Origin of the sequence: Bacillus sp. KICET-1, from assembly GCF_027721405.1 — a bacterium.
GTDB lineage: Bacteria > Bacillota > Bacilli > Bacillales > Bacillaceae > Bacillus > Bacillus velezensis.
In genome coordinates this window covers 4075102-4099652 of sequence record NZ_CP113515.1, presented here as the reverse complement: position 1 = coordinate 4099652, position 24551 = coordinate 4075102, and the positions used below count along the sequence as shown (strand labels likewise).

At 42.7% G+C, this 24551-nt stretch carries 16 protein-coding genes, 16 tRNA genes, 2 pseudogenes and 1 riboswitch; of the genes and pseudogenes, 31 read left to right on the top strand and 3 right to left on the bottom strand.

Annotation, left to right across the window (positions count from 1 at the left end; genetic code table 11):
- Positions 1-20: 20 nt before the first annotated feature.
- The 22 genes from OVA33_RS20620 to OVA33_RS20515 all read left to right on the top strand — a co-directional run bounded on the left by OVA33_RS20620 (position 21) and on the right by OVA33_RS20515 (position 13048).
- Positions 21-95, top strand: a tRNA-Asn gene (locus tag OVA33_RS20620).
- Positions 96-100: 5 nt separating this feature from the next.
- Positions 101-191: transfer RNA gene (locus tag OVA33_RS20615), tRNA-Ser, on the top strand.
- A 36-nt stretch (positions 192-227) separates the two neighbouring features.
- Positions 228-299, top strand: a tRNA-Glu gene (locus OVA33_RS20610).
- A gap of 10 nt (positions 300-309) precedes the next feature.
- Positions 310-385 (top strand) — tRNA-Val (locus OVA33_RS20605).
- Between the two features lie 7 nt (positions 386-392).
- Positions 393-469: transfer RNA gene (locus tag OVA33_RS20600), tRNA-Met, on the top strand.
- Positions 470-479: 10 nt separating this feature from the next.
- Positions 480-556, top strand: a tRNA-Asp gene (locus OVA33_RS20595).
- 10 nt (positions 557-566) lie between these two features.
- Positions 567-642: transfer RNA gene (locus OVA33_RS20590), tRNA-Phe, on the top strand.
- A 3-nt stretch (positions 643-645) separates the two neighbouring features.
- Positions 646-718 (top strand) — tRNA-Thr (locus OVA33_RS20585).
- A gap of 11 nt (positions 719-729) precedes the next feature.
- Positions 730-814: transfer RNA gene (locus OVA33_RS20580), tRNA-Tyr, on the top strand.
- Between the two features lie 10 nt (positions 815-824).
- Positions 825-898: transfer RNA gene (locus OVA33_RS20575), tRNA-Trp, on the top strand.
- A 29-nt stretch (positions 899-927) separates the two neighbouring features.
- Positions 928-1003: transfer RNA gene (locus OVA33_RS20570), tRNA-His, on the top strand.
- Positions 1004-1012: 9 nt separating this feature from the next.
- A tRNA-Gln gene (locus OVA33_RS20565) sits at positions 1013-1084 on the top strand.
- Positions 1085-1137: 53 nt separating this feature from the next.
- Positions 1138-1212, top strand: a tRNA-Gly gene (locus OVA33_RS20560).
- 6 nt (positions 1213-1218) lie between these two features.
- A tRNA-Cys gene (locus tag OVA33_RS20555) sits at positions 1219-1289 on the top strand.
- 7 nt (positions 1290-1296) lie between these two features.
- A tRNA-Leu gene (locus OVA33_RS20550) sits at positions 1297-1385 on the top strand.
- Positions 1386-1630: 245 nt separating this feature from the next.
- Positions 1631-1712, top strand: a tRNA-Leu gene (locus OVA33_RS20545).
- Between the two features lie 1037 nt (positions 1713-2749).
- Positions 2750-4780: an HsdM family class I SAM-dependent methyltransferase gene (locus tag OVA33_RS20540; RefSeq protein WP_063636888.1), complete on the top strand. Its 2031-nt coding sequence runs from the start codon at positions 2750-2752 to the stop codon at positions 4778-4780.
- Positions 4777-5901 (top strand): restriction endonuclease subunit S, encoded by a 1125-nt coding sequence (locus tag OVA33_RS20535; protein ID WP_063636887.1) that lies wholly within the window; start codon positions 4777-4779, stop codon positions 5899-5901. Before OVA33_RS20540 ends, OVA33_RS20535 begins: the two co-directional genes overlap by 4 nt.
- Positions 5902-6486: 585 nt before the next feature.
- The gene (locus tag OVA33_RS20530) at positions 6487-7800 is read left to right on the top strand and encodes a toprim domain-containing protein (RefSeq protein WP_223255056.1); all 1314 of its coding nucleotides are present in this window, start codon (positions 6487-6489) and stop codon (positions 7798-7800) included.
- Positions 7776-9197 carry a hypothetical protein gene (locus OVA33_RS20525; RefSeq protein ID WP_017417303.1) on the top strand — a complete coding sequence of 474 codons (1422 nt, stop codon included), beginning with the start codon at positions 7776-7778 and terminating at the stop codon, positions 9195-9197. The genes OVA33_RS20530 and OVA33_RS20525 overlap by 25 nt, the downstream gene beginning before the upstream one ends.
- A complete protein-coding gene (locus OVA33_RS20520) occupies positions 9145-9852 on the top strand; it encodes a hypothetical protein (protein WP_017417304.1) in 708 nt (235 codons plus the stop codon). The genes OVA33_RS20525 and OVA33_RS20520 overlap by 53 nt, the downstream gene beginning before the upstream one ends.
- Positions 9833-13048, top strand: coding sequence for an AAA family ATPase (locus OVA33_RS20515; protein ID WP_017417305.1), 3216 nt, complete (start codon positions 9833-9835; stop codon positions 13046-13048). The genes OVA33_RS20520 and OVA33_RS20515 overlap by 20 nt, the downstream gene beginning before the upstream one ends.
- A gap of 270 nt (positions 13049-13318) precedes the next feature.
- On the opposite strand, the pseudogene OVA33_RS20510 reads toward OVA33_RS20515, so the two are convergent.
- Positions 13319-13634 (bottom strand): annotated as a pseudogene (locus tag OVA33_RS20510) (sporulation protein); the annotation flags it as partial.
- 151 nt (positions 13635-13785) lie between these two features.
- Here OVA33_RS20510 and OVA33_RS20505 point away from each other — a divergent pair.
- Entirely contained in the window at positions 13786-13983 is a 198-nt protein-coding gene (locus OVA33_RS20505; protein ID WP_017417306.1) for a hypothetical protein, read from the top strand.
- Here the strand turns inward: OVA33_RS20505 and OVA33_RS20500 are convergent.
- Positions 13937-14206, bottom strand: a pseudogene (locus OVA33_RS20500) (spore coat protein); the annotation flags it as partial. The gene OVA33_RS20505 and the pseudogene OVA33_RS20500 overlap by 47 nt on opposite strands.
- Before the next feature lie 88 nt (positions 14207-14294).
- Here OVA33_RS20500 and OVA33_RS20495 point away from each other — a divergent pair.
- Both OVA33_RS20495 and thiC read left to right on the top strand, forming a co-directional pair.
- Positions 14295-14987 carry a Type 1 glutamine amidotransferase-like domain-containing protein gene (locus tag OVA33_RS20495; protein WP_025650301.1) on the top strand — a complete coding sequence of 231 codons (693 nt, stop codon included), beginning with the start codon at positions 14295-14297 and terminating at the stop codon, positions 14985-14987.
- Between the two features lie 68 nt (positions 14988-15055).
- A riboswitch (TPP riboswitch) is annotated at positions 15056-15166 on the top strand.
- Positions 15167-15287: 121 nt separating this feature from the next.
- Positions 15288-17060, top strand: coding sequence for a phosphomethylpyrimidine synthase ThiC (gene thiC, locus OVA33_RS20490; RefSeq protein WP_128974034.1), 1773 nt, complete (start codon positions 15288-15290; stop codon positions 17058-17060).
- Between the two features lie 40 nt (positions 17061-17100).
- Here thiC and OVA33_RS20485 read toward each other — a convergent pair whose 3' ends face one another.
- Complete coding sequence (locus tag OVA33_RS20485; protein ID WP_063636893.1) at positions 17101-18456, bottom strand: FAD-binding oxidoreductase; 1356 nt, start codon at positions 18454-18456, stop codon at positions 17101-17103.
- 259 nt (positions 18457-18715) lie between these two features.
- Between OVA33_RS20485 and OVA33_RS20480 the strand changes: the two genes are divergently transcribed.
- The 6 genes from OVA33_RS20480 to OVA33_RS20455 all read left to right on the top strand — a co-directional run bounded on the left by OVA33_RS20480 (position 18716) and on the right by OVA33_RS20455 (position 24512).
- Positions 18716-18895: an FbpB family small basic protein gene (locus OVA33_RS20480; RefSeq protein WP_003155431.1), complete on the top strand. Its 180-nt coding sequence runs from the start codon at positions 18716-18718 to the stop codon at positions 18893-18895.
- Between the two features lie 2 nt (positions 18896-18897).
- Positions 18898-20628 carry an ABC transporter substrate-binding protein gene (locus OVA33_RS20475; RefSeq protein WP_025650304.1) on the top strand — a complete coding sequence of 577 codons (1731 nt, stop codon included), beginning with the start codon at positions 18898-18900 and terminating at the stop codon, positions 20626-20628.
- A gap of 68 nt (positions 20629-20696) precedes the next feature.
- Positions 20697-21653 carry an ABC transporter permease gene (locus OVA33_RS20470; RefSeq protein WP_017417310.1) on the top strand — a complete coding sequence of 319 codons (957 nt, stop codon included), beginning with the start codon at positions 20697-20699 and terminating at the stop codon, positions 21651-21653.
- A gap of 12 nt (positions 21654-21665) precedes the next feature.
- Positions 21666-22571 (top strand): oligopeptide ABC transporter permease, encoded by a 906-nt coding sequence (gene opp4C / locus OVA33_RS20465; RefSeq protein WP_017417311.1) that lies wholly within the window; start codon positions 21666-21668, stop codon positions 22569-22571.
- Positions 22568-23554, top strand: a complete 987-nt coding sequence (locus tag OVA33_RS20460; protein WP_014417252.1) for an ABC transporter ATP-binding protein — start codon at positions 22568-22570, stop codon at positions 23552-23554. Before opp4C ends, OVA33_RS20460 begins: the two co-directional genes overlap by 4 nt.
- Positions 23547-24512, top strand: a complete 966-nt coding sequence (locus OVA33_RS20455; protein WP_014417253.1) for an ABC transporter ATP-binding protein — start codon at positions 23547-23549, stop codon at positions 24510-24512. Before OVA33_RS20460 ends, OVA33_RS20455 begins: the two co-directional genes overlap by 8 nt.
- Positions 24513-24551 lie beyond the last annotated feature (39 nt).

Here is a 24551-nt window from a genome sequence, read left to right as displayed (position 1 = left end):
CATCGCCAGGCAGACTTCATTCCGCAGTAGCTCAGTGGTAGAGCTATCGGCTGTTAACCGATCGGTCGTAGGTTCGAATCCTACCTGCGGAGCCATTTATGGAGAGCTGTCCGAGTGGCCGAAGGAGCACGATTGGAAATCGTGTAGGCGGTAACCCCGTCTCAAGGGTTCGAATCCCTTGCTCTCCGCCACTAATTATTAATACATAACAAACGAAAAAATACCAGGGCCCGTTGGTCAAGCGGTTAAGACACCGCCCTTTCACGGCGGTAACACGGGTTCGAATCCCGTACGGGTCACTTATATGATGGAGGATTAGCTCAGCTGGGAGAGCATCTGCCTTACAAGCAGAGGGTCGGCGGTTCGAGCCCGTCATCCTCCACCATTATTATCGCGGGGTGGAGCAGTTCGGTAGCTCGTCGGGCTCATAACCCGAAGGTCGCAGGTTCAAATCCTGCCCCCGCAACCAAAAATTAAATGGTCCGGTAGTTCAGTTGGTTAGAATGCCTGCCTGTCACGCAGGAGGTCGCGGGTTCGAGTCCCGTCCGGACCGCCATTTATAAAAAGGCTCGGTAGCTCAGTTGGTAGAGCAACGGACTGAAAATCCGTGTGTCGGCGGTTCGATTCCGTCCCGAGCCACCATTTGCCGGTCTAGCTCAATTGGTAGAGCAACTGACTTGTAATCAGTAGGTTGGGGGTTCAAGTCCTCTGGCCGGCACTCTAAATGATGGAGGGGTAGCGAAGTGGCTAAACGCGGCGGACTGTAAATCCGCTCCCTCAGGGTTCGGCAGTTCGAATCTGCCCCCCTCCACCATTTTATAAATAGGGGCATAGTTTAACGGTAGAACAGAGGTCTCCAAAACCTCCGGTGTGGGTTCGATTCCTACTGCCCCTGCCATTATATTATTTATTCATCTTCAGATTATGGCGGTTGTGGCGAAGTGGTTAACGCACCAGATTGTGGCTCTGGCACTCGTGGGTTCGATTCCCATCAATCGCCCCATATTATCATTGGGCTATAGCCAAGCGGTAAGGCAACGGACTTTGACTCCGTCATGCGTTGGTTCGAATCCAGCTAGCCCAGTTGCATTTTTTAAAAAACAACAGCATAAGATGTATTAAGTTCTTTTACATGTTGCGGAAGTAGTTCAGTGGTAGAACATCACCTTGCCAAGGTGGGGGTCGCGGGTTCGAATCCCGTCTTCCGCTCCAAATTACGGCGGCATAGCCAAGTGGTAAGGCAGAGGTCTGCAAAACCTTTATCCCCGGTTCGAATCCGGGTGTCGCCTTTCTATTGCCGGGGTGGTGGAATTGGCAGACACACAGGACTTAAAATCCTGCGGTAGGTGACTACCGTGCCGGTTCAAGTCCGGCCCTCGGCACCAATTTAACTTTGAACGAACTATGTTAAATTGGTCATCAATTTTCACATTATAAAACATATATGAGAGTGATTTGCATATTGCAGATCACTCTTTTTATATAATAAAAACGTAATGACTATCAATATAAGTTTCTTGTTTGTATCGGATATACTGCATTACCATTTAAAAAACTTTGCTAAAACCGTTGACGGTTTATAAAATACATGTTATATTTATATACGTCGGTTGAGCACGACGCATTACATGCCGGTGTGGCGGAATTGGCAGACGCGCACGACTCAAAATCGTGTTCCTTCTGGAGTGCCGGTTCGACCCCGGCCACCGGTATAATCTACTACGAAAGTTAGCTTTAGAAAAGGGATTGAGAGTTCAGTATTATACTGAGCACGCAATCCTTTTTTCTTTGTGTCGTGTGCTGGAATCGTGTACGTAAAAATATTGTGCTGCATTCAAATCCTTATTTAAGGAGTCAAGCAGCATGGCAAAAAGAAGAGGTAAGATTGAAACAACAGAAACGGTTGAACTATTCTTAAAGGATGGCGGGAACGACTTTGATTATTGTGAGGAGCAGTTCTAAAGGATATGGTTACGCGGAACCTGTCTTTCCATACGAAAAGATGGTACAAGGAGAATAAAGCAGTAGTGAAGCGGGCACTGTTGGACCAGGGGCATCCTCTTAGCCCTACTGAGGCTAATGAATCCATACTTAAGGACGTAGTGTTTTACTGTACAGAGAAACTCAAGAATAATCCTACCACTGTTAATCATCGTATAAGAGCAATGAAGTAGCTATATTCCTTTTTATACAGTGAATCATATATTGCTTCCAATCCAGCCGAGAGGCTCGTTAAGCAGAAGGAGATAAAGCCTTTTACGGATGAAGAAATTCAGGAGCTGCTTAGACAGCCCAGTAAAGCAGGAATCAGTATGAGCAGAGAATTATAGGGCTGGAACTGGGGAGGAATGTTGGAAGGAGGCGGCAGTCAGTTCCCTTTTCATTATAATCCCTAGGTCAGCTATTCATGATAAAAATAGCTGAAAACTCAATAGGGTCAATATATTCGCATTTTAGCAGTTTAACACCACCTTTGACAATAAAAAAGGCCTTTTATCCAGCAATGTATTGATATAACTGGATAGAAGGCTTTATTTTATTTAGTTAGGGCATTATTTCCAAATGGTATAATCTGTTCGGTCGGCGAGGGATAAGCTACTCAAGATTTAAACTAAGTGCATCCTTAGTAAATTTAAATAAAAATTAAAAATCCGACATGGTATACTAGTAAAGGCGCTTAATAAAATAACCTTCCTAAACGTTTGTAAGTGGATTACATTTTATAGAATCTGGAAAGGAAATAAGAATAATGAGCAACATTATCAAGTGGAAACTAGAAGACCAAGTAAACGATTATGTTAAAAAAGAGCTTGAGAATCTCGGTCTTATAAATCAAAAAGATTTCAATGTTGAATCCAATATGACAGATTATATGAAAGAAGCTTTAAAAGGTTCTGCAAAGACAAAGAACAAGACAAACTTCGGAAAACCTGACTTTCATATTGAGAATTACCGTATTCCTGTTGTTTTTGAAAACAAACTTCACACCAATAAACTTATCGCCCTAAACAAGAGCGGTTTAAAGATGGATGATAAGTCAATTAAAAATTTTGCGGTTAATGGTGCTGTGTACTATGCCCAAAATATGATTGCTTCTAACAAATACAATGAAGTTATCGCAATTGGTGTTGCAGGCGATTCAGAGGATGATGTAGAGGTTTCTGTATATTATGTATTCGGTTCATTAGCAGAGCCAAAATTGATGTCTGAGTACACCAACTTGAACTTCTTGGAAAATAAAAAAACATTCGATAGTTTCTATGAGGATGCTACTCTAAGTGAAAAAGAGAAACATCGGATTTTAATTGATTCCCAAGGGTTGTTAAAGAAACACGCAAACAACTTAAACGTTTTGATGAACAATCATAATATCCCAGTAGACCAACGAGTTGTCTACGTTTCAGGTATGCTGCTATCAATGCAAGATGTCGTCGACAAAAAGGGAGACATAAAAGGGATAGGCCTAGTTCCTGACGACTTAAACGGTGACCAATACGACGAAGACCGTGATGGAGTGCTTGTAGTAAACCAGATTAAAAAATACCTGACAACAAAACAAATCCCCCAAGATAAACGAACATTAATGTTAGGTTCATTCAGGGAAGCAATTTCACTTGATAAAGATCGGGATGAATTGACCGATTTAGATAAGAAGGTTGCGACATTAATTGACGGTAAAGCCTCTGTTACAAAACAAGTGTTTACCTATATTTACGAGTATGTCTATTTAGCAATTGATGGGACAGCTGGCCACCTGGATATAATGGGTGAAATGTACAGCGTCTTCTTAAAATATGCATTAGGTGATGGAAAAGAAATCGGTATTGTCCTTACACCCCCATATGTTACAAAGATGATGTCACAAATTCTCGATGTCAATATGGAGTCCCGTGTAATGGACTTAGCTACAGGTAGTGCGGGCTTCCTTATTGCTTCAATGGAAACGATGATACAAGATGCTGAAAAAACATACGGCAAAAATACTACTAAGGCAATAGAGAAAATAAAAAAAATCAAAGAGCAGCAACTTCTTGGGGTGGAACTGAACGCAAAAATGTTTACACTCGCTTCAACAAATATGATACTTCGTGGCGATGGCTCTAGTAACATCCAAAAAGGTAGCTCATTCGACCGTCCACCTGGATTATACGAAAAGTTTAAAGCAGATAAATTACTTTTGAATCCACCTTTTACATTTGTAGAAAATGGGATGCCGTTCTTGGAGCACGGTCTTAAATTTATGGAAAAGGGTGGACGAGCTGCAATTATCATTCAAGATTCAGCAGGGAGCGGAAAAGCGGCAAAAACAAATAAACGGATACTCAAAAACAATACATTGATCGCAAGTATAAAAATGCCCGTTGATACATTCCAACCCTCCGCTGGGGTACAAACTTCAATCTATATCGTTGAAGCAGGGAAACCTCATAATTTTGAAATGGATACTGTCAAATTTATTGATTTCAGAAATGATGGCTATAAACGAACGCTAAGAGGAAATTATGAAATTGACCATCCATCAGAACGTTATCAAGATATTGTGAAAATTTTCCGTTTAGGAAGAGCTGCTGTTAGAAACCCTGACTTTCATCAAGAGCTTTGGGATCTTGATAAAGTATATGTTGAAGACCTAATTACAGATTCAGGAATTGACTGGAATTTTGAGTTTCACCAAGTTAATGACACATCACCTACCGAAGAAGAGTTTATGAAAACTGTTGGTGAGTATCTTGCTTTTGAAGTAAACCAGCTGCTGACGGGTAGAGGTGAAAATGATTGATTATATATAAAAAATTCAGGGTGGGTGATATATTAACGTGGGAAAAGAAGATACAAATAAGACCGCTCGATATTCCTGCCCTAACAGTAGAAGATGGTGAGTTATATCCTTTTGTTGGACAGTCTTCTACGAATAATGCTATCGTTGGGTATCTTCGTGTGGACCCTAAGTACCTAAACAATGTTGAATCTGAACCTTGTATTATTGCTTCTTCAAACACACAAGAGTTTTCATATGTCAATACGCCATTCTTTTTAAAGGAAGCAGGCGGTTCGATGAGCTACATGAAAAACAAAAACCTTAACTTATACAGCTCTCTCTATATAATAACGGTGCTAAAGAAAGAACTAAAAAGCCGTTATGCCTATGGAATAAAGGCTACGAATAAACGAATAAGGGAAAGCATCATTGAGTTACCAGTAAAAGATGCTGCATCTGACGAGCCATACTGGGAGTATATGGAGACATATATAAAGGGTATTGAGAAGAAATATTTGGGAAGTATTGATAGTCATCTTCGGAAATTTGGTTTTAGTAAATATGAAGATGTGCTGCTACAAAAAGAAGATGAAGATACCCTTATTAAGCACGCCAACTCAAAAATGAGTTCCTTCAAATTAGAAGAACTGTTCGACACGATTAAACGAGGTAAACGAATAAAATCGTTTGACCGTATTCCCGGAAGTTTACCCTTTATTACTGCTGGCGTAGACAAAATGGGCTTGTCTGATTTTATTGGCAATCTTGAAGCAGAGATTTTTCCAGAGAATAGTTTGACCATCGACATGTTTGGAAATACGTTTTACAGAAATTATAATTATGGCGCTGACGACCATGTCACAGTTCTATATAATTCTGCTCCTAAATTTAGTGAAAAGGCTTTGCGATATATTCAGCCTAATATCAATAAAGCTATTGAAGGTAAATTTAGCTATTCTCGAAATTTCTATCCTTCTGATGCACCTGATGTTGAAATTAAACTTCCAGTAGACGACAGTGGAAATATTAATACAAAATTAATGGAAGGATACATTTCCGTCATTGAGAAAAAAGTTGTTCAAAAACTACGCAAAAATCTGGATGAGCGTATTGGTATTTGGGATAAGGTTATTCTTAAGTAGCAATAAAAAACATTCAGTATCAACTTGTCCATCCAAACATCCTATGGTAAGTTGAAGGCAGCAGCACAATATAATGTAAAAATAATGAGCGTATGCGAGTACAGCACTTTTTGTGCGTATTACTGAATACACGATTCATTTATAAAGCTAACGGTGGCAAGGTTTACAGCCAATTGTGATAATGCTCTGGCGGAATTGGCAGACGCGCACGACTCAAAATCGTGTTCCTTCTGGAGTGCCGGTTCGACCCCGGCCACCGGTATACAATCTAAGTACACAATTTATTAAATACTATTATCGAAATAGACAGGGAGTAATTCCCTGTCTATTTTTGTTATAGTTAAAAGATCTATTATAAGTATAAAAGAATTAGTATTGAAAATTTTAATTTACATAAATGTGTTTGCGCCGATGGATAAAATAATGGAAGTGAAGAAATGGATGAGATGAAGGATATTCGTTCAAATAAAGGTTACGACTTACCATTAAGTGAATTCCTAATATTCCCTTCCTACCCCATCGTGCTACCACCTAGACCCATGGTAAAATAAAGGAATAATAGAGGGGGTTTGTACCTTGGTTTCTGTGGAGTTACAAGATTATTTGCAATACCATATTGTATTAAAAAATGAGAGTTTACATGTTAGTGACGCATCGGAAGAGAACGGCATTATTCATATACCGGTAATTAAGCGAACGGCGAGAACAAGAAGGACTGTTGCAAGGCTAATGGTTGGGATTAATACGGACTTACAGGGAATAGATAAAATTCCAACAAAACTAACCAACAGTTTTAAAAGTCCGAATACGAAAAAGCAGGTTGATCTTTCTGATGAAACCTATGAATGGATTCGTTTTGGGTGGATAATTCGTGAAATTCGTTTAGAAAAAGATGAGAGAACAGTAAAAACAGAACGATATCGAATGGGCTTTATACTTTATCAACTGAGCTTAAAGGCAGAAGCTGAAGCAGAAAAGGAGAGTAGAAACTGGATACTTGATTGGAATAAGCAGTGGGAAGTTGCCAGGCGTAGCGATGTGCCAGGTTTTGAACAAGACCAGCGCGCAGATGTTGTTTCCCTATTAGCCAAGCACATAGATGAAATTGCAAGTGAGACAGAAAGGGTTTTAGCTGGAGAGGCAAAATTAATTAAGAGTATTCATCCTTCTTGGCGTTTAAGGAAACAAGTAGTATTTCTACATTTTTTGATTGCTTTATACCAACTGGCATGTACGGAAAAACATTTTGATTGGAAGCAAATAGGTGCTACCTACTATCGGATGATAGGTGGATCAAAGCAGTTTGATGCTTATAAAAAGGAATTTATTGAAGAAACAGAAAACCTCCTTCATCGCCCAATTCAATTGTTAGGTCTGGCAAGTATGGGGACAATTACACCATTGTTTTTTACTGGGCCAATGCAAGGGGACTACGTGGATTATCGTTATGGTACTGTCCACGCAACAACAGATCTAGCTGTTTTTTCGGAGACGTTTAATACGAAAGCAGATGTGTTGTGGCTGGTTGAAAATAGAGGCGTGTTAACACGTATGGCCTACGAGGAAGAATTTTTAAGAGGTACGAAAAGCTTTGTATTGGGTGTGGATGGACAAGTTAGGTCTGCACATAGACTACTAATTTCGCAAGTAGTAACGTGTGTCAGTCAAGTTATTATTTGGACCGACGTTGATAAAGCAGGTTATCTGATTGCCGAGCAATTATATAAGTTAACACAGGATGAACATGTCCTAACAAAGTGGATAGTACCACCATTAACCGTGGTGACTGAATGGGAAACTTTTGCAAACAAATACCAACAATCCATACAAATGAGGAAAGAAGAGCAGGAACAAGAAATTGGAGGAGCAGAGCTGTGGAAAAAGTGGATCAATCATTAATTTCGATCTTTGATGTTACAGATGATAAACCTGAGCTGCTACAATCGATGCGTGATATTGCACAACTTTCGGGTGTATTAACGGAATTAAGTGATAAGGAGTATTTTCAGTCACCAATCCACGTACTTCGTTTCCTCCGAGTGTTAAATATTATTAATCAAGAAGCACTCGGTATCGCAGAACCAATTGAAAACGAGGGAACATTATTTTATCGCTATCGCAATGTATATGGCTATGATGAAGCAATTACGCAAGGTTACATGAAACATCTTGTGTTCGTTTTGGGAAAATTCAATTGGGTAGCAAAAACAGCAAAACGAATTAAAATGCGGGATGTAGGAAAACGAATGATGGATGTACTGATTCGTTTAGCTAATGATTCTCTTGCGTATTATCTTAATGATGATGTGGCAAGGTCTCTCTTTCAAGCAAAAAGAGATGCAGAACTAAGTGAAGCATATGATGATAAAGGAATTTCTGGTGGGAATAAGCTTGCTAGTATGATTAAAAACGTGGAAGAAGCTGTATTGCTTCTCTATGAGAGGGAGCTTGAGTATTTAGCAGACCGAAATGCATTAACACAAGTAGAAGTGATTCATCATCTGATGACAGAGCTAGAAGGTAAAATGGCAGAACGAATGGAGAAATTTGAAACAATAGATCAAGAGCTTGTGTTTTCCGATATAAAACAACGAGGTACGGCTGCGATTAGTGATGGGACAAAAATTAGCCTTGGGACAATTAATAAAATTCTAAAGTTCGCCCACCTACAAGAAACGGATTTTAACCATATAATCCGGCCAGAAGAGTTTCGCACGTTCATTGTAAAATCGTTTGATCCGCCCCTTGGTTCTGAAATACCGAATGCACATCAAATACTAAGCTTCATGGAACAAGGACAATACGAGGACGAAAAAATAGATGGTCTATGGGCGCCAGTGAAATTTGCCAGCCCGCTATCACCGAGGGCCATTGATGAGGGAATTAACTATATCGAAAACTATGAACCTATTACAGAAGAGATAGAGGAAACAGTGGAAGAAGAATTTCCAGGCACAGAAGAAATAATGGAAGATCAGTTGGATGAAATAATGGGTGATTCGAAATGGCAAATGACGAAACAAATGATACACACAGAGCGGATTGAAGCATATCTGGAGGAAGTAGAAGAAGCGGGCCTTGACGAACTAATTATTCGGTCTGGATCATCCAAATGGAGTGACGTACTCAACGGATTAATTGGTGTTTCAGCACTAGTGGCTAATAAAAAAGCTGACATTGATGAATATGCGAAAAAGAAACTGTCTGATAACAACGATCAGCGTGACTGGAGGTGGAGTGAGGATGAACAAGGAACATATGGAATTAGAAAACGAGGAAGAAATCACGAACGTTAATCCGTTAGCAACCCTACAATCGATAAAAGGATTTTTAACTACAGAGGAAGAGCTTGCATTTATGCAAATCCTGTTCTCATCGTCTGCTACAATTCGAAGTGGGAATTTTGGACTTTCACGTAAGGAAGTAGAAAAACTAATTGGAATTACAGATGATGATCAAGCATTTTTTTCTTTTCTCAAGCGAGTAAACCAAGCTGTTAGTCGTTATATGAAAGTGATTTATGATGAGCGGAGAAATCAAGTGGTAGCCCTCATGCGCGTGCCAGCAAAACAAGCAAAAACACTATTAAATAAAGAAAGTCTAGCTATTCTCATGTTTATTTTTTATCACCAAGAAGTACTGCAGAATGAATATACACTCTTTTCCCAATTGATTAATAGTTTTGGCCACGAATCATTGCAGGTAACACGAAAAATTCAAGCTAACTTGGATCCGCTGAAAAAGATTGGGGCAATTGAAGTATATGATACGAACTCAGAGGAAGAAGCCTATCAACTTACATCTATCGGTGCTAATTTGTTTTCGAATTCCTTTTTACGAAGATACACCGAGTTTAGTCAATCGAATCAGTTGCACATGGATGATATCTTACGGTTCTTTAAACGCTACAACATGAATGGAGGCACAAGTAATGATTCCATGGAGACTTAAATTTTCAGGAATACGGGATTATACGCCGACAGTTATGGATTTCTCTGATAAAGATCACCATATTTTAATATCAGGACCAAATGGTGCTGGAAAATCAACGGTTACGTTTTGTATGGGCGGCGTTCTTTATTCAAGTAAAGTCGATCTTGAAGGGTTAAAGTCAAACAACCTTCCAACAGACCAAACGTGGCGGGCAAAGATTGAATTGCTGTTTAAAAATGATGGGCAAATCAAGGTTGATGCGCCGCAGTTTGTGCAGTTTCGATTAGACATTGAACAGAAACCGGGTGATCCGGTAAAAAGAGAATTTTATATTCAAGAGGGGGAAGTCATTGACAAGTGGGAACGGGAAACGAAATATTCTTCTGGAGATCGGAACTTTAACTTTACTGAATATAAAAACCAGATTCTCTATAAATATGCCGTTGATCCGGATGAATTTTATTTGATTTGGTATCAAAAAGAGGTAAACCAATTTGCAGTGATGCATCCAGAAGAACGCTTCCGTATTTTTAGTGAAATGAATGGTATTGATAGAATCCAGAAAAACTGGGAAGAAAGCAAAGAACTTGTAAAAGAAACGGAGCAGACCTTGCAGGAAGCGGAGAGTAAACAAGGTCTTAACAAACTCCAGTTAACCCAAAAGAAAACGGAATTAGACAGGTATTATGATCGAAATGAGCGGTTAGAAGACGGATTCAAGCAGTATCTTTCAGCTCTTAAATGGTTGGAAAAACATCATCTTAATCAAATGACTACTTTAAAAGGTCAAGTAGAGACACTAAAAGCAGACAAAGAAGAGAAAAGTACAGACAAGCAGCAAGATTTAATTTTACAAGCAGACCAGAGAGAAAAGTATGAAAAGTTTCAGTCAGCAATCACTCAAATGGAGTCCCGTGAAATCGGGCTAGTCGATGAGCTCAATCATTTGCAGAAAGAGATAACAAGTTATAATGATAAAGTGAAGGCTATCTCAAACGAAATCGAGGAAATTACGAAGAGAGTAGAACGAATGGGCATGACTGAAGAAGAAGTAAATGAAGCTTTGGTTAATGCGGAGGAAAAGTATGATTCTATTGATGCTTTAATGGAAGAAAAGCAACAGTTGTTGAAAAGAAATAAACAAAAATTAGATGACATAACCCCGCAAATTGCTGAACTAAAAGTGAAGATTGACCAAGACAGTGCTAGGGAACAAGAAGTGCGTAAACTTATTGATGCATATAAAAGTAGTCAAGCTGTGCAGGAAGAGATGGAGTTTAATGAGCAACGACTAGAAAATGCAAAAAATGAAAAAGGGAAACTTATAATTAAAAAAGACAATTTAGAAAAAGAACTAGAAAATCTTAGAATGAATCGCGTTTACAGTTCTCGTCAGGAAGTGTCTATCCGATACTTCAAAAAGCGAAATATAGAAGTCTATCCTTTGCGGGAGCTTGTTGAATTAGATGAAACAGCTAAGCCGAATGATGAAGATTTGTTTGATACGATAAAGTATACGTTGTTTGTGAACCAAAAGGATTTTCATGCGCCAAATGATTTATACCATGTCCCGTTGCCAAATATTGTTCCGGAAAAAACAATTACACAACTTCCGGGTAAACATTTGCAGATAAAAGAAAAATTAAGCAATAATCTTTATCCGCTTGCGGTAAAAGCACTGTGGTGGGTTACGAGCTTTTTTGAAAATGAAAAACCACATATTCAAAATGGTGTACTTCTCGATGCGAGAGGGATAAGAGGTCCTCAAGAGGAAAAGCGGATTATTCTAAGTGAAAAAGTTTTAAAAAAATATCAAATACAAGTAGAAGATGAGCTTGATCGGGTTGGCAATGACATTAGCATTCTATCCAATGAAATAGATGAATTAACACGTAGAAATAGTACGCTATTTCGAAGACGTGAATCTTTAAAAGATGCGGAAGCCTTTTTGATAAAAGAAAATGAACGAGAATGGCGAAAGAGTAAGCATTACAATCTAAGTAATGAAAAACTTGAACTCGAAGAAAATAGGGATGAGATTCAGGGAGAGTGGAATAGGCTCAATGAAGAGCGTGCTGACTGGAAGCAAAAGGTAGAAACCTTTAAAAACTATCAGGGAATTTTTATTCAGTATGAAAAAGAGAAGGGAAAAATAACAGAAGTACGCCAATTGAAGCAATACTTAATTGAGTTAGAAGAAGAGAAGAATAATAAAAATGCACAGTTAGAACAACTTGGTTCTCTTTTAGATGAGAAGCGACGTGAAGAAAAGAAATTAAATCGGGACTTAGAGGATTTGGACGATAGCCTCCTGTACAAAGACCGAGAAATTGAGTCAATAGAAAGGCAAATCAAACATCGGTCTGAAGAATATTTAACGAATGAAGAGAACTATTCAACAATCAAACATGACATCCAAAGGTTATTAGATTCTGTAAAACAGGAATTAAAAGATTTTGCATTAGAGCTTACAGAACTACCTAATGTAACTAAATCTGAGGCAGAAGACATGCGAGAAAGTGGAAAAATTAAATACTCTCATGCAGCAAATGAAACAGGGATTGATGAAGCTGCTCCAGAAAATTATCAAAAAATGAAAGAAGAGTATGATCGTTCCGCAACAGAAGTGAAGACATCCAAACTATTGTTAGAGGAATATACAGAGCGTATGGAACGTCTAAAAGAAGACTTAGAAAGTACAATTAATAGTAAAGTTATTGGTGTTAATCAAAAGTTTGTCAATTATATGTCTCTGTTTGGCTTTCAAGGGGAGATAGATTGGGATATGAGGACAGACCGACGTCATCAAATTCACTATGCTTTATATATTAAAGCACGTAAAGAAGGACATCGAGGAAAATTAGAGGATGTAAGTGTTAAAGCAAGAGGCGGCAAAGTAGGAAAAGGGGTATCTGGTGGGGAAGAGTCTCTTAGTTCCTTACTATTTGCTTTGGCATTATTACAAACGATTCAAGCAACACCAGGCTATATCGTACTCGACGAGTTTGATAGTGCACTCGATGAAGGACGTAAAGATAAAGTGTTTGAGTTATATGAACAGGAACTACAGCGGAAAATGATAATCTTAACTCCTAAGTCTCATGAAGCAGAGTACCTATATCGTTTTTCTAAAGCATATGTTGTTCACCACAATCCCAATATTCCGCAGAGTAAGATCTTTAAGGTGAAAAGAAGTGAAGAAGTGCTAAAATGATTTACAGTAATTGAAATGATCTCGTTGGCCAGAGGATCTATTGGACAAATATTCAGGAAGATGGTTAGACTCATTTTTGCAATTTAAATTTTATTACTTATGAACGGACACTATTGTGGGGATTTTACCAAAAACGTCACATGATGTAGAGAACGTATTGACAACAAAACGAAGCTGCTTTTCATCAATGTGAGTATAACGTAGAATACAGTCCGCCGGTATATTGAAAACCCGTTTCTTCATATAAGAAACGGGTTTTTACATTTGATCCCCTACAGTGATCGGTGTATCAAGAGGGAGGGTGAATGAGATCGGAAATTGATGCTCTTCTCCAGGCTGAATGGTGAATGAACCAGTGACCCGGAAAGAATGGATTGTAGCGTATTTCCAGTGCTCTTCATCATCTTTTACAATGACGTACCGTGTGTTAAGCTGTAAATCAATATAGCGGATGTCCTGAGAGATTTTCCCGCCGTTGACATGTACAAGTTCCTCTTACTTCTTCTCCTGGATAATATGCGTCTTTCTCTAAAATTGTCTCTACTTTTGCGGCACCGGTTCCTGCACTTGCCGCAAGTTTTTTAAAATGACATGTTAAATTTTCCCCTTTTTCTTTTTCTCAACAGATATACGTAAGAAGGAGGAAAAAAGATTTATTTGATTCATACTTTTTTTCTATTATTTGTCCGCCTTCGGACAGACTAAGAATAATATTGAAAGCAAAGGAGCGGATTTAAATGGATAAAGAAAGTATGATTGCTGATGAATTACACAGAATGTTTTTGGCCGGTGAGCTGCAAATTACGGTAGAGGAGGATATAAACAATATTTCTGAAAGGCTGAGAAACGGCGATCTCAATTTAGAGCGATTAAGCGGTGAAGACGCGATTATAAAAGAAACGATAAATGAGGCTTTAAGAAGAGTGGAGCAATAAAACAAAGAGACGGGGTCTCAAGACATCGTCTTTTTTGTATGACTTTGTTACAGTCTCTGCAAGATAAAAGCGAATCGGTCTGAAATTGTTTATCCAGGAGCCAACCTTTTCCCAACAGGAGTTCTGACAGTTCTCTATGCAGATGAACAGCTGCATCTAATTGATCATGCAACGCTGTTCTAAGGCTGGGATTTGCGGTTTCTGTTATTGCGGCAGTATACTTTTTTACGCTGGTCTGTTAAGAAAATACTTATCTCTGCATGTATACAACTGCTATAATGAATAACAAATTTTCCGGGGGGAGCGGGATGATGAAACAGATTATTGCGATGGGCGGCGGAGGATTCTCGATGGAGCCGGAAAATTTATCCCTCGATCAATATGTCATCAAGCAATCAGAGCGAAAGTCGCCTCGTATTTGTTTTTTGCCGACGGCGAGCGGGGATTCCCAAAACTATATTCAGCGGTTTTATCGTGCATTTCAAACACTTGATTGTGTGCCGTCTCATTTATCGCTGTTTAAGCCGCCGTCAACAGATTTAGCTTCGTTTCTAATGGAAAAGGACGTGATTTATGTCGGCGGGGGAAATACGCGGAATATGCTTGTGTTGTGGAAGGAGTGGGGATTGGATCTTATTCTGAGAGAAGCATGGAAGAGCGGTGTGGTGTTAGCCGGATTAAGCGCGGGTGCAATCTGCTGGTTTGAAGAAGGAGTGACAGATTCAGCCGGGCCGCTGACCAGTATGGAAAGTTTAGGTTTTTTGCAAGGGAGCTTTTGTCCTCATTATGACGGTGAAAAAGACCGAAGACCGATATATCATCAGCTGATATCTAAAGAATTCTTGTGCGGCGGCTATGCGGCGGACGATGGAGCGGCTCTTCATTTCATAAATGATCAGCTGTTTCAGACAGTGAGTTCAAGACCGTACGCAAAGGCATATCAGGTGATGAGGGGTGAACATGGGATATCTGAAATCCCGCTGCCTGTCAAATATTTGGGTTGAATTAGCTGAATATTTTCTATATTCCTCTTTTTTTTCGATTGGCTTTATGTTACGATGAGAGCGAAATCAATAGTTACTGGGGGTGCCCGTCTGAGCGGGCTGAGAGAGAAGCGGCGGCTTCTTAACCCTTTGGACCTGATCTGGTTCGTACCAGCGTGGGGAAGTAAAGGTTTTATTATTGTTGAAGAAAACAATAATAGTTTCTTTCTGACTGCAAAACCGGGTTCTTCTTTGAACCCGGTTTTTTTGTGCTGGTGCTGAGCTTGGTTCTGTTATTCAAATGATAAAGGAGAGATTTGTATGCAAAATCAATCAGTACAGCAAGCGAACATTTCCATTATGTCGAGTTTTTCCGGCAGTAAAAAGGTTTATGCAGAAGGTTCTTCGCCCGATATACGAGTGCCGATGCGGGAAATCAGCCTGAGTGCGACTACGGGGGCATTCGGGGAAGAGGAGAATGCGCCGGTCCGTGTTTATGATACGAGCGGACCGTATACAGACCCGGATGTACAAATTGATATTCATGAAGGGCTGGGGGCGCTCCGCACAAAGTGGATTACCGGGCGCGGAGATGTAGAGGAATATAACGGCCGAACCGTGAGACCTGAAGACAACGGTTATAAAAAAGAAGATCATGCTGCCGAATACCCCGGCCTGCAGCGGAAACCGCTTCGGGCCAAGCCGGGGAAAAATGTAACACAATTGCATTATGCGAGAAAAGGCATCATTACGCCGGAAATGGAGTTTATCGCAATTCGCGAGCATGTGTCTCCCGAATTTGTCAGGGAAGAGGTGGCGAACGGACGGGCGATTATTCCTTCTAACGTCAACCACCCGGAAAGCGAGCCGATGATTATCGGCCGGAATTTTCATGTGAAAATTAATGCAAATATCGGCAACTCGGCTGTTACATCTTCTATCGAAGAAGAAGTCGAAAAAATGACGTGGGCGATTCGCTGGGGCGCCGATACGATGATGGACTTATCCACGGGAAGAGACATTCATACGACGCGTGAATGGATTATCCGCAACTGTCCCGTGCCTGTGGGGACGGTGCCGATTTATCAGGCGCTTGAAAAAGTGAATGGCATTGCCGAGGATTTAACGTGGGACATTTATCGTGACACATTGATTGAGCAGGCGGAGCAGGGTGTGGATTATTTTACCATCCATGCCGGCGTACTGCTTCGTTACGTCCCGTTAACGGCCAAACGCACGACGGGAATCGTATCCCGCGGCGGGGCGATTATGGCGCAATGGTGCCTGGCTCATCATCAGGAAAGCTTTCTGTACACGCATTTTGAAGAAATTTGTGAAATCATGAAGACCTATGATATCGCTTTTTCACTTGGTGACGGGCTTCGCCCCGGTTCGATTGCGGATGCCAATGATGAGGCGCAGTTTGCGGAATTGGAGACTCTCGGAGAATTGACGGGGATCGCGTGGAAGCACGATGTGCAAGTGATGATCGAAGGACCGGGTCATGTGCCGATGCATAAAATTAAGGAAAACATGGACAAGCAGCTGGAAATTTGTAAAGAGGCGCCTTTTTACACGCTCGGGCCATTAACGACGGATATCGCTCCGGGTTATGACCACATTACTTCAGCAATCGGCGCGGCGATGATCGGCTGGTACGGGACGGCGATGCTTTGCTATGTCACGCCGAAGGAGCATTTGGGGCTGCCGAATCGTGATGATGTAAGAGAAGGCGTCATTACGTACAAAATCGCAGCACATGCCGCAGACCTTGCTAAAGGGCATCCAGGTGCACAGATCCGTGACGATGCTCTGTCTAAGGCGCGGTTTGAATTCCGGTGGCGTGATCAATTTCATTTGTCGCTTGATCCTGAAAGAGCAATCGAATATCATGATGAAACGCTGCCGGCTGAAGGCGCAAAAACGGCTCACTTCTGTTCGATGTGCGGTCCCAAGTTCTGCAGCATGAGAATTTCTCAGGATATTCGTGATTATGCGAAGGAAAACGGACTTACTGAAGACGAGGCCGTCAATGAAGGGCTGAAAGAAAAAGCAAAAGAGTTTGCGGAGAAGGGAAGCCGCTTATATCAATAAAAGAAAAGATGAAGATGGAGTTTGCCCATCTTCATCTTTTTTAGAAAAACGGTGAACGGCGAAGCGGCGGAATGCTCTGCTCAAATCGGAATATATTTTCCGGATCGTATTTCGTTTTGACTTGACGGAGGCGGTGAACATTTTCTCCGTAATATGTTTGCAGCCAGTTTCTGATTTCTCTATCAGGCCAATTCACGTAATCTCCCATCGTTTCTCTTGATAGGGACGTTCTCAGTCCTTCGATCCAGCGGACATTTTGTCTTTCTTCTTCAGCAGATGTCCAAGTTGTAATATATTCTTGGGCAATGATTGCGTTGCGATAGTAGAATGCCGTTTGGTCCGGAGCGATCCGTCCGGCCGCCCCGCCGAGAGACTGCTGCCAGACACTGGCGTTTTCGTTCGGAGCGTGCTCTAAATAGCGCTTTAAAGTGGAAATCGCGCGTGAAGATAATGGTTTTTCAATAAAGGATCCTGACCGCTTCATCTTTTGCGGCTGATTGCCTCCCGGGCTGTTAAAAAAGGCTGCCGCTTTAATAAATGGCACTGTCTTGACCATGCCGCTTGCCGGTTTTCCCGCTTTCATTAACGGAGCCAGCAGTTCTTTCAGCTCATCCTTTGTCCCGGTAAATTGACCGAGCGCTTCTATGCGGTTTACTTCCTTAGGCCAAAACTGAATGGATGAGGTAAGCCGGTTGTCTGTAAATGGAGCCCAGCGCTGCCATGTGTTAAATACTTCCTCAAAATCATCCCAGCCCCAAGTGACAGAAAAAACAGAAACGCACGAGATCGGCACGGCTTTAAACATCATGGATGTGACAATGCCGAAGTTGCCTCCCCCTCCGCCCTGAGACGCCCAAAATAGATCAGAGTGCTTTGAGCGGTTGACTGTGATCAAGTCAGCACCCGCTTTTTCGTCCGCTATGATCATTTCGAGCTGGAGGAGACGATCGCAAGTAAGTCCGGCTGTCCTTGTTAAATATCCGATTCCTCCCCCGAGCGTCAGCCCCGTGATTCCCACATTCGCAATGGTCCCCGCAGGAAGGGTCAAGCCGTACCGCCAGAGTGTCCGGTAGACTTCCCCCAATTCGGCTCCCGCTTCAATCGAGACCAGCCGCGTATCCTCATTTACTCTTATTTTCTTCATTTGACTGAGATCAATGACTAGTCCGTTATTTAACAGGGAAAAATTTTCGTAGCTGTGTCTTCCGCCTCTGATACGGAAAGGCACATTGTTCTCACGCGCCCATCTCAGCGCATTGAGGGCGTCATGTTTATTTTGACAAAACACAATGATGTCTGGATATCTTTGCAGGCTTAAATTGATATTGGTTCTTGCAGCATTATAGTCCGGGTCATCTTTTTTGACGATGCGACCGGTTAATGTTGTCTTTTCCACATTCTCACTCACTTTCACTTGTACTCTGCTATGTTTTCTAGCATATGCGGAAAAATGAGAGTGTGTATGAGGAAAACCCCCGGAAGGAAACGATATTTTAAATTATAGTTGACAGGTAGGGATTGTATGAATTAACATAATCATTACATATTTCCAAACGATGGCTGATCGGATCACCGAAGGCTCTTATCTTTTAAACAGATAAGGGCCTTTTTTGCGTGAAAGTCATTGAATGAAATGAAAAGCGGAGGGATGAAAAGTGGCGTTAAAAAAGGTATCACATGTGCGCAAAAAGAGCAAAAAACGAAAAAAGTACAGAAAACACACATTGAATTTCGAACTGCTTGTAGAGAAAAACAAACGGGAGATTATGAGAAATGAGGAACAGATGGAGCAGATTTATATAAAGATAGATGAAAAGCATGCGGGGGTTCGATAAAGATGAAGGAGAGAAAATGGAGGATAAAAACAACGGTACTCGCGCTGTCGGTATCCATCATGTTATCAGGGTGCGCGTTAGGGAGTGCCGGAGAAGAACCGTCATCTGCGGCTGATAAAAAGGAAGAAACACGTATCGCCCATGTCAAGACAAAGGAATTTAAAGCTTCTCATCCGGCGGCGATTCCCGCTAAATCGAAAGCCAGAACTGACACTTTTGTTGCTGGGATTTCCGCGCCGGGCGGCGTGTTTCTGCCGTACTTTTACGAAAACGGCTGGGACGGAAATGCGACAGATCCTATTTTTGAACCGTTAGTCAAACTGGATAAAACGGGGAAGCCTGCCCCGGCTCTTGCGGAAAGCTGGAAAATTTCCAAAGATCAGCTTACATACACGTTCCGTTTAAGAAAAAATCTTGTTTTCAGCGACGGTTCACCATTGACCGCAAAGGATGCCGCATTCACTTTAACACTGCTGCATGATCCTGCATACGCGGGCTATGAAGATATCACCACGGCCTATATTAAAGGCGGCAAGGCTTACAAAGAAGGAAAGGCAAAGACGATAGAGGGCATACGCGTCCTTGATGACAGAACCATTCAAATCACGACTGAGAAAGTCAGTGCGAAGTCGCTGCTTCTTTTAGGCGGGCAGGTGCTGTCAGAAGCCTACTACGGGAAGAAATATCAATTCGGCAAACTGGACTATTTAAAAGAGCTTTATGCCAAACCGCTCGGAGCGGGACCTTATCAATTTACAGAATACCTTCCGGGACAGGAAATACGTTATCAGGCTAATGAACACTATTATGCCGGAAAACCGAAAACGGAAAAGCTGATTTATAAAATTATCGATCCGTCAACTTCTCTTCAGCTGTTTGAAACGGGTGACCTTGATTACGCTTCTTTCTCACCTGATGATGATACGGTTCAGCATTTAAAAAGTCTCGGTTTTGCCAATATAAGCGTATCTGTCGTGAATGATTACGGGCTTGTGTACGTCAATCACAAGCGTCCGCCTTTTCAAGATAAGAAAGTGTCCCAGGCGCTTATTTATGGACTTGACCGTCAAAAAATCGTCGATGTCCGCTTTAAACGCTACGGAGAGGTCGCGAATGTTCCGGTGTCTCCGGTTTCGTGGGCTTATGATGACAAAGGTGTCAATCGGTACGCGTTTAACCCTGAAAAAGCCAAAAAGCTTCTCGATGATGCAGGCTGGAAAACGGGCAAAGACGGTGTACGTGAAAAAAACGGCAAAAAGCTTGAAATCAGCTATTACACGTCTAAAGCGGATGATGATTTCATCCCGATCGCGAAAGAAAATTACGCGGACATCGGAATCTCATTAAAACCGGAAGTCATGGATTTTAATACAGAAGTAGCGAAAATAAATGACAAACAATACGACCTTGCCGCCGTTTCCACCTCGCAGATTCTTGATCCGAATGACACGGTGGAAAAGCTGGCTTCCGGCCATCCCAATAATGTAACGGGATATTCCAATCCGAAAGCGGACCGGCTGATAGAGAAAGGAGCCGGCACGCTTGATATCAGCAAAAGAAAAGAGATTTATCACCAGCTGTACCGGGAGCTCGGGGAAAACCCGCCTTACATTCTGATTCATTACCGTCAGAGCGCAAGGGCGGTCAGCGGAAAAATAAAAGGGCTTGAGCCTGACAATTATTCTGGAATCAGTTCAAGTCTCTCAAATGTCTCAAATGTCTCAATTCAATAGAACGGTTGGGCAAAATACCCGGTGCATCCTGGGGATTTTGCCCTTTCAGCGGAAAGGAGGGGCTTTTTGTGAAACGGTATGCTGCAGAACGATTTATTCAAATGCTTGTGATCTTATTCGGTACGTCTTTTATTATTTTTTTCTTATTCGCCATGCTGCCGGGCGACTATATTGATTCCAATGTAAACCTGACTCCTGAAAGAGCGAAGGAGTTAAAAGCGCTTTACGGGCTGGATCAGCCGATTTGGCAGCGCTATGTGACGTGGCTCGGTAATGTGCTCAGCGGAGATTTTGGGTTTTCTTTGAAATATCAGGAGAACGTCCTGTCACTGCTTCGGAAATATGTCTGGAATTCGTTTTTTGTCGCGTTTTTGGCGTTGCTTGTCACATGGTCAGCCGCGATGATAACGGGTGTCATATCCGCTGTCAGGAAATACTCATGGTTTGACGGGATCGTGACGTTTCTTGTGTTTGCTTCCATGGCGTTCCCGTCTTTTTTTATCAGCCTTCTGTTTATTAAGTGGTTTGGGGTGGATTTGAAATTATTGCCCGTCGGCGGGATGATTGATACCGGAAGCACGAGTACAGGTTTTTCGTACGTGCTTGAAGCCGCCAGACATATGATTCTTCCGGTCGTGATTTTATCTATGCTCGGCATCGGCTCGCTGACAAGGTATTTCCGCTCCGGCATGCTGGACGTGATCAGACAGGATTATATCAGAACGGCGAGAGCGAAGGGATTGAAAGAGCGCACCGTCATCTGGAAACATGCGTTGAAAAACGCGCTCATTCCGGCCATCACCCTGCTTGCTTTTGAACTGCCGGGACTGTTTTCCGGAGCCATCATTATTGAACAGATTTTCGGGTGGCCGGGAGTCGGACGTATTCAGCTGGAATCTGTGCATTATCGTGATTATCCGGTTTTGATGGCGTTTACCTTGTTTTTGTCTTGTTTAACGATTGCGGGGAACTTCTTGGCGGATATCGCTTATGCCGCGGTTGATCCGCGGGTCAGGCTGAAATAGGGGGTGTTCGGAATGAAAAAACAAAAAGGGGTGCCGCCTTCTCTTTGGAAGCAGACGTACCGCCGCCTGCTGCAGCATAAGCTGACGGTCATCAGTCTTCTTTTCTTATGTTTTATGTTTTTATTGTGCTTTATCGGGCCGTCTTTTTCTCCGTACATAACAGATCGGACGGATATTTCAAATGCCAATCAGCAGCCGGGAATCCATCATTGGCTGGGAACTGACCAGTACGGGAGAGATGTGCTGACGAGGCTGATGCTGGCGGGGCAGATTTCTCTGACCGTGGGGCTTGCTTCAATGGTGATGTCGCTTGTCATCGGTTCTTTACTCGGGGCTGCGGCCGGATTTTATCGGGGAGCCGCTGATATGATCATTATGCGCATCGCTGATATGCTCATGTCCATCCCGGGCCTGCCGCTGCTTTTGATTTTGGCTGCGGTGATGTCGGAGTGGAAAGTGCCTTCTGAATACAGAATGTACCTGATTATGATGATGTTAAGCCTGATCGGATGGCCCGGTTTGGCGCGGCTTGTACGCGGACAGATTTTGTCGCTGAAGGAGCAGCCGTTTATGATGGCCGCGGAAGTTTTGGGGCTTAGTGATAAACGGAAAATCCTCTATCATTTGCTTCCCAATACATTGCCGTTATTACTGGTAGCGGCGACTTTGCATGTGGCGGGAGCGATGCTGAGTGAATCGGCGCTGAGTTTTCTCGGGCTTGGCGTTGCTCCGCCCACACCTTCTTGGGGAAACATGATGGAAGCGGCGAATCATTTTATGGATTTTACACTCCGCCCATGGCTGTGGATTCCGCCGGGAACGGCCATTTTTCTGACCGTTGTGGCGATTCATCTGCTTGGAGACGGTTTAAGAGACGCTTTTGATCCTAAGGTAAAACGGCAGGTGAAAGTGAAATGAAAAAACCGCTTTTAGAAGTAAGGCATTTGGAAACGGCTTTTTATACAGAGGAGGGGGCGGTAAAGGCTGTGGACGATGTCAGCTTTACGATACATGAGGAGGAAACGGTTTGTATTGTAGGGGAGTCCGGCTGCGGGAAAAGCATGGCGTCATTGTCCATTATGCAGCTTCTTCCCGAGACGGGGAGAATCGAACGGGGAGCGGTGCATTTTTCCGGACGGAACCTGTTGGAATTGAAACCAAAAGACATGCAGAAAATCCGCGGCAGCGAAATCGGGATGATATTTCAGGAACCGATGACATCTTTGAATCCGGTGTTTACAATCGGTGAGCAGCTGGCCGAACCGATTCGCGAACATTTGTTGCTGAGTAAGAAAGAAGCATGGCGGAAGGCCGTTGAACTGATCACGTTAGTGGAGATCCCGCATGCCGAGCAGGTTATGCACCGATATCCTCATGAGCTGAGCGGCGGCATGCTGCAGCGCATCATGACGGCTGTCGCGCTAAGCTGCGATCCGAAACTGATCATTGCCGACGAGCCGACGACAGCGCTTGACGTAACCATTCAGGCGCAGATATTGGATTTATTGCGGGATATGAAAAAGCAATTTCGCACGTCTATTTTATTCATTACACATGACCTGGGCGTGGTTGCTGAAATGGCTGATTATGTGATTGTCATGTATGCGGGAAAAATTGTGGAGGAAGGACCGGTTGCAAAGCTGTTTTCTGATCCGAAGCATCCGTATACGAAAGGGCTGCTCGCGGCCAAGCCGGTTATCGGTCAAAGAAGGGAGATGCTGTACACCATTCAGGGGCAGGTCCCCGAGCTTGCGGACCTGTCGGGATCGTCTTGTTATTTTGCGGAGCGATGTGAACACAGCACGGAAATATGCCGGAGATCGAGCCCGCATTTTACTGAATTCGGGAAGGGACATCAGGCGGCGTGCTGGCTTTACAGAGAGGAGAAAGCAGATGAGTGATGCGTTGCTGGAGGTCAAGGGGCTGAAAAAATATTACGAGGAACATGGGGGGATGAGAAAGACCCGCAAAAATCCCGTAAAAGCGGTCGACGGTGTCAGTTTTACGATAGGAAAAGGAGAAGTGTTCGGCTTAGCGGGAGAATCGGGCAGCGGAAAGTCATCAATCGGCAAGACCATTTTGAGGCTTCATGAGAAAACAGGGGGAGAGGTGTTTTTTCAGGGGCGTGATGTGTTTCGGATGAGCCGGCGCGAGCTCAAAACTTTCAGATCAGAAGCGCAGCTCATCTTTCAAGATCCGTTCAGTTCTTTAAATCCCCGGCGCCGGATCGGAGAAGCCATCGGTGAAGCGATGATCGAGCATCAATTGGCGGTGAAGCGGAATGCGCGTGATAAAGCGGCGGAGGTTCTTGAAGCCTGCGGGCTTTCCGCAAACTTTATCGACCGATATCCGCATGAATTTTCCGGAGGGCAGCGTCAGCGGATCGTGATTGCAAGAGCGATGGCGCTTAAGCCGCAATTTATCATTATGGATGAACCTGTGGCGGCGTTAGATGTCTCCATCCAGGCGCAGATGATCAATTTGTTCAGCAGCCTTCAAAAACAGCACGGGCTGTCATATTTGTTCATTTCTCATGATTTAAGCGTGGTGGAGCACTTATGTACGAAGGTCGCCATTATGTATTTAGGGACGATTGTGGAATACGCGTCAAAGGAGGAGCTCTTTTCACGGCCGCTTCACCCTTATACGAAAGCGCTGTTATCAGCCGTGCCTGTTCCTGATCCCGGAGCGAAAAGGGAGCGGATAATTTTAAAGGGTGATATACCGAGCCCCTCTGATCCGCCTTCAGGCTGTAAATTCCGAACGAGATGCCCGGCAGCCAAGAAGATATGTGCTGAGAAAAGTCCGGCGCTGTCAGAAAAAGGGCTTCATCATTTTGCGGCATGCCACTTCGTGTAATTGAGAAAAAAACGGTTTTATTGATAATAAACAGGAAAA

What these genes read in the sequence shown, in the direction of transcription:
- OVA33_RS20540 (WP_063636888.1), top strand. Translation starts at nt 2,750, where the DNA reads ATGAGCAACATTATCAAGTGGAAACTAGAAGACCAAGTAAACGATTAT.
- OVA33_RS20505 (WP_017417306.1), top strand. Translation starts at nt 13,786, where the DNA reads ATGGATAAAGAAAGTATGATTGCTGATGAATTACACAGAATGTTTTTG.
- OVA33_RS20515 (WP_017417305.1), top strand. Translation starts at nt 9,833, where the DNA reads ATGATTCCATGGAGACTTAAATTTTCAGGAATACGGGATTATACGCCG.
- OVA33_RS20520 (WP_017417304.1), top strand. Translation starts at nt 9,145, where the DNA reads ATGAACAAGGAACATATGGAATTAGAAAACGAGGAAGAAATCACGAAC.
- OVA33_RS20455 (WP_014417253.1), top strand. Translation starts at nt 23,547, where the DNA reads ATGAGTGATGCGTTGCTGGAGGTCAAGGGGCTGAAAAAATATTACGAG.
- opp4C (WP_017417311.1), top strand. Translation starts at nt 21,666, where the DNA reads ATGAAAAAACAAAAAGGGGTGCCGCCTTCTCTTTGGAAGCAGACGTAC.
- OVA33_RS20495 (WP_025650301.1), top strand. Translation starts at nt 14,295, where the DNA reads ATGAAACAGATTATTGCGATGGGCGGCGGAGGATTCTCGATGGAGCCG.
- thiC (WP_128974034.1), top strand. Translation starts at nt 15,288, where the DNA reads ATGCAAAATCAATCAGTACAGCAAGCGAACATTTCCATTATGTCGAGT.
- OVA33_RS20475 (WP_025650304.1), top strand. Translation starts at nt 18,898, where the DNA reads ATGAAGGAGAGAAAATGGAGGATAAAAACAACGGTACTCGCGCTGTCG.
- OVA33_RS20460 (WP_014417252.1), top strand. Translation starts at nt 22,568, where the DNA reads ATGAAAAAACCGCTTTTAGAAGTAAGGCATTTGGAAACGGCTTTTTAT.